The following is a 1,087-nucleotide window of genomic DNA, read 5'->3' on the forward strand; positions in this document are numbered from 1 at the left end:
TACCCACATCACCATAACCTAAAATTAGAGCAATTTTACCCGCAATCATCACGTCGGTTGCACGCTTTAATCCATCTAATAAAGATTCACGACAGCCATAAAGGTTATCAAATTTAGATTTAGTAACCGCATCATTCACATTAATCGCAGGTATTTTTAAATCGCCTTTTTTTGCCATTTCATAAAGGCGAGCGACTCCAGTAGTTGTTTCTTCAGAAACCCCTTTGATTCCGTCCAAAAGCTCTGGATGCTTTTCATGGATAATTTGCGTTAAATCGCCGCCATCATCTAAAAGTAAATTAGGAGTCCAATTATCAGGACCTCTTAATGTTTGTTCCACACACCACCAATACTCTTCCTCAGTTTCCCCTTTCCAGGCAAAAACTGGAATTCCTTCCGCAGCAATTGCAGCAGCCGCATGATCTTGAGTAGAAAAAATATTACATGAAGACCAACGAACGTCAGCACCTAGTGCTACTAAAGTTTCAATCAAAACTGCGGTTTGAATAGTCATGTGCAAGCAACCTGAAATGCGAGCGCCTTTTAACGGCTTCGCTGCACCAAACTCTTCGCGTAAAGCCATCAAACCCGGCATTTCCGTTTCTGCAATTGCAATTTCTTTACGTCCCCAAGACGCTAAGGACATATCTGCTACTTTATAATTTTGACTCATAGTTACCTTAGTGGCTAATTCCATAGTTATATCCTTATAGTGCTTTCTGTAATTGAGCGACCTTATCTAAACGTTCCCAAGGAAATTGCTCACGTCCGTAATGCCCATATGTTGCCGTTTCTCTATAAATTGGGCGTAGTAAATTATGATGTTCAATAATACCTTGAGGAGTTAAATCAAAATGAGATTGAATTAACTCAATAATTTCATTATTAGCTAAACGACCGGTGCCAAAAGTTTCCACAAAAATAGAGGTAGGTTCAGCAACCCCAATGGCATAAGAAACCTGGATTTCACACTTATCAGCTAAACCTGCAGCCACAATATTTTTGGCTACGTGGCGTGCAGCATAAGCAGCGGAGCGATCTACTTTTGAAGGATCTTTGCCTGAGAAACATCCACCCCCATGTCTGT

The 1,087-nt window shown here is 40.6% G+C and carries 2 protein-coding genes; both read right to left on the minus strand.

From position 1 onward, the window contains the following. The coding region (locus ACQY7T_RS13410) for an adenosylhomocysteinase (RefSeq protein WP_428414028.1) at window positions 1-697 on the minus strand (697 nt) is incomplete at its 3' end. Between the two features lie 10 nt (window positions 698-707). Beyond that, window positions 708-1,087, minus strand: a 380-nt coding sequence (locus tag ACQY7T_RS13415; RefSeq protein ID WP_428414029.1) for a methionine adenosyltransferase domain-containing protein, incomplete at its 5' end; no start/stop codon positions are given.

The organism is Legionella sp. (assembly GCF_965140895.1).
Classification (GTDB): domain Bacteria; phylum Pseudomonadota; class Gammaproteobacteria; order Legionellales; family Legionellaceae; genus Legionella.